Annotated in this window: 10 protein-coding genes; all 10 read left to right on the top strand. The window is 68.1% G+C overall.

Annotated features, from left to right (window positions below; translation table 11 throughout):
- Window positions 1-155: 155 nt before the first annotated feature.
- The 10 genes from VFM98_RS03450 (at window position 156) to VFM98_RS03405 (ending at window position 4,985) form a co-directional block, all read left to right on the top strand.
- Window positions 156-344: a hypothetical protein gene (locus VFM98_RS03450; RefSeq protein WP_325108506.1), complete on the top strand. Its 189-nt coding sequence runs from the start codon at window positions 156-158 to the stop codon at window positions 342-344.
- Window positions 337-528, top strand: a complete 192-nt coding sequence (locus VFM98_RS03445) for a hypothetical protein (protein ID WP_325108505.1) — start codon at window positions 337-339, stop codon at window positions 526-528. Before VFM98_RS03450 ends, VFM98_RS03445 begins: the two co-directional genes overlap by 8 nt.
- A complete protein-coding gene (locus VFM98_RS03440; protein WP_325108504.1) occupies window positions 521-646 on the top strand; it encodes a hypothetical protein in 126 nt (41 codons plus the stop codon). Before VFM98_RS03445 ends, VFM98_RS03440 begins: the two co-directional genes overlap by 8 nt.
- Window positions 643-822, top strand: a complete 180-nt coding sequence (locus VFM98_RS03435; RefSeq protein WP_325108503.1) for a hypothetical protein — start codon at window positions 643-645, stop codon at window positions 820-822. Before VFM98_RS03440 ends, VFM98_RS03435 begins: the two co-directional genes overlap by 4 nt.
- Window positions 819-1,853, top strand: coding sequence for a YqaJ viral recombinase family protein (locus VFM98_RS03430; RefSeq protein ID WP_325108502.1), 1,035 nt, complete (start codon window positions 819-821; stop codon window positions 1,851-1,853). The genes VFM98_RS03435 and VFM98_RS03430 overlap by 4 nt, the downstream gene beginning before the upstream one ends.
- Entirely contained in the window at window positions 1,850-2,377 is a 528-nt protein-coding gene (locus VFM98_RS03425; RefSeq protein WP_325108501.1) for an NUMOD4 motif-containing HNH endonuclease, read from the top strand. Before VFM98_RS03430 ends, VFM98_RS03425 begins: the two co-directional genes overlap by 4 nt.
- On the top strand, window positions 2,374-3,663 hold the full coding sequence (locus VFM98_RS03420) for a recombinase RecT (protein ID WP_325108500.1): 1,290 nt from the start codon (window positions 2,374-2,376) through the stop codon (window positions 3,661-3,663). Before VFM98_RS03425 ends, VFM98_RS03420 begins: the two co-directional genes overlap by 4 nt.
- A 71-nt stretch (window positions 3,664-3,734) precedes the next feature.
- A complete protein-coding gene (locus tag VFM98_RS03415) occupies window positions 3,735-4,286 on the top strand; it encodes a hypothetical protein (protein WP_325108499.1) in 552 nt (183 codons plus the stop codon).
- Window positions 4,283-4,615, top strand: coding sequence for a hypothetical protein (locus tag VFM98_RS03410; RefSeq protein WP_325108498.1), 333 nt, complete (start codon window positions 4,283-4,285; stop codon window positions 4,613-4,615). The genes VFM98_RS03415 and VFM98_RS03410 overlap by 4 nt, the downstream gene beginning before the upstream one ends.
- Before the next feature lie 79 nt (window positions 4,616-4,694).
- Complete coding sequence (locus VFM98_RS03405) at window positions 4,695-4,985, top strand: hypothetical protein (RefSeq protein WP_325108497.1); 291 nt, start codon at window positions 4,695-4,697, stop codon at window positions 4,983-4,985.
- The last annotated feature ends 93 nt before the right edge of the window (window positions 4,986-5,078 follow it).

Raw genomic sequence — 5,078 nt, 5'->3', positions numbered from 1 at the left:
ATGGACACCCAGCAGCACAGCTTCCGCCGGCCCGATGGGTCGGTGCTGACGATCACGAGCAAGGTGGGCGAAGGCCGCCTGAGCGAGATCGGCGTCGAGGAAACCGAGCCGGCGCGGGAGCCGGCGCTGGAGCCGGAGGAGGACGCGCTGTGTCCGTGAGCCAGATCAACCCGTACGTCTCTCTCGATGCGCTGCGGACCAGAGACGGGATCCTGCTGTCGGCACACGACGGCTGCGTGTGGTCGTGGATGACGACGGTCAAGCCGGAGACGGCCACGGCGTTCGCCCATCTGATCCTGGCCGTGGCGCAGCAGGCGACGAAGGAGGCGCCCCGCGATGCCTGACCTGTTCTTCGCGGCGATGGACCGCTTCTTCGACGACATGGAGGCCGACGAGCTGCGCGCCGAGGCGCGGCTGGAGCGCCAGCGCATGCACGGGCACTGGTGCGAGACGTGCCACGGTTTTACACAACCCGGCTCGCCCTGCGCGCCGGAGGAAGACGAAGACGAGGAGAGCGGCGATGCCTGACCCCAACGAGTGGCTCGACGAGGAAGTCGATGCCCTCCTCGACGCGGCGATCACCTACGCGGTAACGCTTTTGCTGGCCCTCGTCGGCGCCGGCATTCTGATCTGGAGCATGGCATGAAGCACACCAATTTCGGCCCGACGCCGCGCTCGATGAGCGAGGCGACCTTCATGGACGCGGGCTGCGCGATCGAGCGCCCCCTTCCCGCGCGCCGCACCAACGGCTGGAAGGTCGCCACCTGGGGCCTGCTCATGGCCCTGGGCGTCATCCTGCTGGCGCTGGCGGGGCAGGCATGAGCGCCGTTCTCGCCCCCGTTGCCCAGGAGGTCGACCGCTCCAAGTTCCTGGGCGGCAGCGACGCGGCGGCCGTCATGGGCGTGTCGCCCTGGTCCACGCCCGTGGAGCTGTGGCAGGAGAAGACCGGCAGGAAGCGCAAGGACCCGGTGGACCCGATGCGCGAGAAGATCCTAGCGCGCGGCCACAAGCTGGAGCCGTTCATCCGGGACATGGCCATCGACAAGCTGCGCGAGCGTGGCCTGAAGGTGGAGCTGCTGGCGATCAACGAGCGGTACCGCGACCCAGAGCACGACTTCCTGGCCTGCGAGATCGACTTCGAGCTGCGCCTCACGGGCAGCATCGTCATCGCCGGCGAGCTGATCGAGCTGCAGCGCGAGCACGTCAACGTCGACGCCAAGAGCGTGACCGGGTTCGCCCGCAAGAAGTGGGGCCTGGAGGACACGGAGGACGTGCCGATCGAGTACGCGGTCCAGTTCCAACACGGGCTCATGATCACCGGCCGCAACTACTGCCTCGTGGCGGCGCTGCGCAGCTTCGATGACGTCGACCTGTTCTGGACGGTGCGCGACGAGCAGACGATCGCCGGCATGCGGGCCAAGGAGCTGGACTTCTGGGTGAACCACGTGCTGGCCGACGTGCCGCCGGATCCGCTGACCTTCGACGACATCAAGGCCCTGTTCCCGCTAGACAACGGCCTGGCCGCCGAGGCGACCGAGGAGATCGCTGAGAAGGTCTCCCAGTTCTACCGGATCAAGGGTCAGATCAAGGAGTGGGAGGACGCGGCGGAGGCGCTGAAGTTCGAGATCGCCGAGTTCATCAGCCCGCACTCGCGCCTGACGTTCAACGGCGTCGACATCTGCACGTGGAAGGGCCAGAACGACACGCGGCTGGACCAGCAGCAGCTCGCGGCCGCCGAGATCTACCGGCGCGCGGACAGCGGCGAGTTCCAGCGCATCGAGGACCCGATCGGCGAGTTTTCGCGCACGAAGGTGATCCGCGTGCTGCGCCAGGTGAAGGCCCGCAAGAAATGAGGTGGGTAGCGATCGCCGGCTGGCCCGGCTACTCGGTGTCCGACGCGGGGCTCGTTCGCAGCGAGGCTCGCATGGTGCGGCACCCAAGCGGCGGGGAAAAGCTCGTTCGCGAGCGGCTGCTCGCGCCGTGCAAGAACAACGCTGGCTACGTGTTCGTGACCCTCAGCCAGCAGGGGCAGACCGCGACGCGCGCTGTGCACCTCCTCGTTCTGGAGGCGTTCGCTGGTCCATGTCCGCCTGGCATGGAGTGCCGGCACCTGGATGGCGACAAGGGCAACGCGGCGCTGGCCAACCTGGTGTGGGGCACGCCCACTGAGAACGGGCAGGACAGGCTGCGGCATGGCACCCAAGCGCAGGGCGAGCGGCATGGCGCCTCGAAGGTCACAGCGGCGCGGGCGGCGCTCATTCGCGGCGATCCCCGGCCGCAGGACGCGATCGCGGCAGACCACAAGGTCAGCCAGGCCACCGTTTCCAACATCAAACGCGGACGGCATTGGGCGGTCCGCCAAGGAGAAACCTCATGAGTACCAGAGAAGCCCTTCGAGCCGTGGCCACCGACCAGGTGCAGCGCCGGCAGAAGACGATCTTCGACTACCTGGACGACCCGCGGGTGAAGAGCGGGCTGGCCGCGGTGGCGGGCAAGTTCCTGTCGCCCGATCGCATGCTGAAGCTGTGCGTCAACGCGGTGAAGAAGACGCCGCTGCTGCTGCAGTGCGACCCGCAGACGGTGCTGGGCGCCATGATGACGACGGCCGCCCTGGGGCTGGAGCCCAACACCATCCAGCAGCTGGCGTTCCTGATCCCCTACAAGCGCCGCGCGAAGGTGGGAACGCAGTGGGTGGACGTCTACGACTGCCAGTTCCAGGTGGGCGCGCGCGGCTTCGTGACGCTGGCCTATCGCAGCCCGCGGGTGAAGGCGCTGCGCGCCGAGGCGATCCACGAGGGCGACACCTTCGAGCACATGATGGGCTCGGAGAACTTCCTGCGCTACTCCAAGGCGCTGAAGGGCCGCGGCGAGTTGATCGGCGCCTTCAGCCACGTGAACCTGGTGGACGGCTTCGAGACGGCGTGCGTGCTGCCGCTGGAGGAGCTGGAGAAGATCCGCAGCAAGAGCGAGACGTTCCGCGCGCTGCTGCGCAACGTGGACAGCGCGGAGAACGACAAGGACCGTGCGCGGGCGGAACAGAAGCTGCAAGAGACGCCCTGGGTGATGTGGGCCGACGACATGGCGGCGAAGTCGGCGATCAAGAAGCACGCCAAGCAGCTGCCGATTTCCAGCAGCGATGCGCTGATGGCGGCGGCCGAACTGGACAGCCGCAGCGACGTGGCGGCGCTGGACCTGAAGACGCTGGTGGATCCCGACGCGGTGCGCGCGGTGGTGGGCGGCGAGATGGATCCGCCGGCGCTGGAGCACAACCCGAGCGAGACGCTGGAGCTCGGCGAGATCGAGCACGAACACCAGCACGGCGAGCGCGTGCAGGTGCCGGTGAGCGAAGCCGGCGCGGACGCCGCGCGCAACCGCGCGGAGCAGGAAGCCGACGCCTTCGACGGCCCGCCGGCTGGCCACCCGGCGGCGCAGGAGGAACGCGAGGAGGCGCAGGCTACCAGGGCCCCGGCGCCCGCCCGATCGCAGCGCCAGCAGGCCGGCAAGGGCGCGGACGCCCCCTCCTACGCCAAGCTGGCCGAGCGCATCGGCAAGTGCTCCGACCGCGACACCGGGATGGTGATCCTGGACGAGGCGCGCGCGCTGCCGCAGGACCAGCAGCGCGAGCTGGCGCGACTGCTGGATGACCGGTTTCCGCAGGAATGACCACCACTCTCGGGCCGGCCGCCGGCTGGCCCTTTCCAACCTCTTCCCACAGCGAACGGAGAACTACCCGCATGGCTTTCGAGCTCGACACCCCCACCAACGCCAAGATCACCGACGTCCTGGTGCTCGCCGAGAAGGACCGCGCGCCCGACACGGACCCCGGCGTCGGCCTCGATGTGCAGATCACGACCAGCAACCACGTGTTGACGCACTTCGACGGCGCCCTGCGCGGCGCGCTGTACTGCAAGAACGCCAACAGCAGCGCCGAGCAGCGGCAGGGCTCGCTCGAGGGGGTGGACCCGGTGTCGGACCTTCCCAACCTCACCAGCATCGGGCAGAAGCTCGGGCAGTTCGGCTGGGACCTGGAGCTCACCGGCTACACGCTGACCGTTGACCGCGGCCTGGGCGGCAAGAACAGCAACATCGAGCTGTCGGACTGCAAGCTCTCGGGCTTCAAGGTGCAGCCGAAGGAAGGCGGCTCCGTGGTGCTGAAGTTCCGCGTCGAGTCGCCCAACATCAGCGAGAAGCTGCACGGGCAGCTGGCGGTGCTGAAGACCACGGAAAGGCCCATCACCCTGACCGCCCCCGAGGTGCAGCAGCAGGACCTGGAGCAGGACCGATGAAGCACCCGACCGTCGCGCAGATGTGGGCGAAGTTCCACGCGATCGTGGTCCCGAAGGAAGCCTCGAAGGCGCAGGTTGACGACACGCAGGAGGCTTTTTATGCCGGCGCGGCGTCGATGCTGGGCGCGCTGCGGGAGCTGGCGGAAGACGAAGAGATCGAGGGCGAGGAAGGCGCGATGGTGATGTGCGCGCTGGAGCACGAGGTCAAGACGTACGCGGTGCAGATGGCGGCGCAGGCGATGGCCAGCAGCATCGTGAGGGCCACGGGCGCCGAAGTCCACGTGAACGTGCACGACCTGACGAAGCCGGCGGCGGGGGAGGTGCACTGAGCATGCTCACGCCTGCTTGCGATGCGACGTGCTTCGGGTTCAACCCGGCACCCAAGGATGGCACGGAGGGTCGCAAGCCATGAGCAACTGGATCACCGAAGCGCGCGAGGCGCATCAGGTCGGCAAGCCCACGGAAGCTGATTCGATGAACCGCCTGCGCGTGCAGGCCGAGGACAAAGCGCACCAAATGCGCGGCGCGCTGCTGTGGCTGCTTTGGCACCACCAGGGCGCCAGCAGTGTCGTCGGCCTCGCCTGCCGCCGGGCGCTTGGCATGGGTCAGTTCGATCGGCTCACCGATTCGCAAGTCGAGGACGCGAAGGAGTGGGAAGCGGCAGGTAAGGATGGCGTGGGAGGCAACGATGGCCGCTGAACAGAAGCGCTGGCGTTACGAGGAGCCGGAGGACTACTGCGGCATCCAGCAGACGGTGAGCGACCGCGAAACCGGCAGCGGCACGCGGTACGA

The organism is Ramlibacter sp., assembly GCF_035706265.1.
In the GTDB taxonomy this organism is placed as follows: Bacteria; Pseudomonadota; Gammaproteobacteria; order Burkholderiales; family Burkholderiaceae_C; genus Ramlibacter.
The sequence above is the reverse complement of the archived record's forward strand: the minus strand, read 5'-3'. Positions and strand labels throughout refer to the sequence as shown.

Bases quoted from the DNA above. Each gene is read 5' to 3' on its own strand.
- VFM98_RS03445 (WP_325108505.1), top strand. From the start codon at position 337: ATGCCTGACCTGTTCTTCGCGGCGATGGACCGCTTCTTCGACGACATG.
- VFM98_RS03440 (WP_325108504.1), top strand. From the start codon at position 521: ATGCCTGACCCCAACGAGTGGCTCGACGAGGAAGTCGATGCCCTCCTC.
- VFM98_RS03435 (WP_325108503.1), top strand. From the start codon at position 643: ATGAAGCACACCAATTTCGGCCCGACGCCGCGCTCGATGAGCGAGGCG.
- VFM98_RS03430 (WP_325108502.1), top strand. From the start codon at position 819: ATGAGCGCCGTTCTCGCCCCCGTTGCCCAGGAGGTCGACCGCTCCAAG.
- VFM98_RS03425 (WP_325108501.1), top strand. From the start codon at position 1,850: ATGAGGTGGGTAGCGATCGCCGGCTGGCCCGGCTACTCGGTGTCCGAC.
- VFM98_RS03420 (WP_325108500.1), top strand. From the start codon at position 2,374: ATGAGTACCAGAGAAGCCCTTCGAGCCGTGGCCACCGACCAGGTGCAG.
- VFM98_RS03415 (WP_325108499.1), top strand. From the start codon at position 3,735: ATGGCTTTCGAGCTCGACACCCCCACCAACGCCAAGATCACCGACGTC.
- VFM98_RS03410 (WP_325108498.1), top strand. From the start codon at position 4,283: ATGAAGCACCCGACCGTCGCGCAGATGTGGGCGAAGTTCCACGCGATC.
- VFM98_RS03405 (WP_325108497.1), top strand. From the start codon at position 4,695: ATGAGCAACTGGATCACCGAAGCGCGCGAGGCGCATCAGGTCGGCAAG.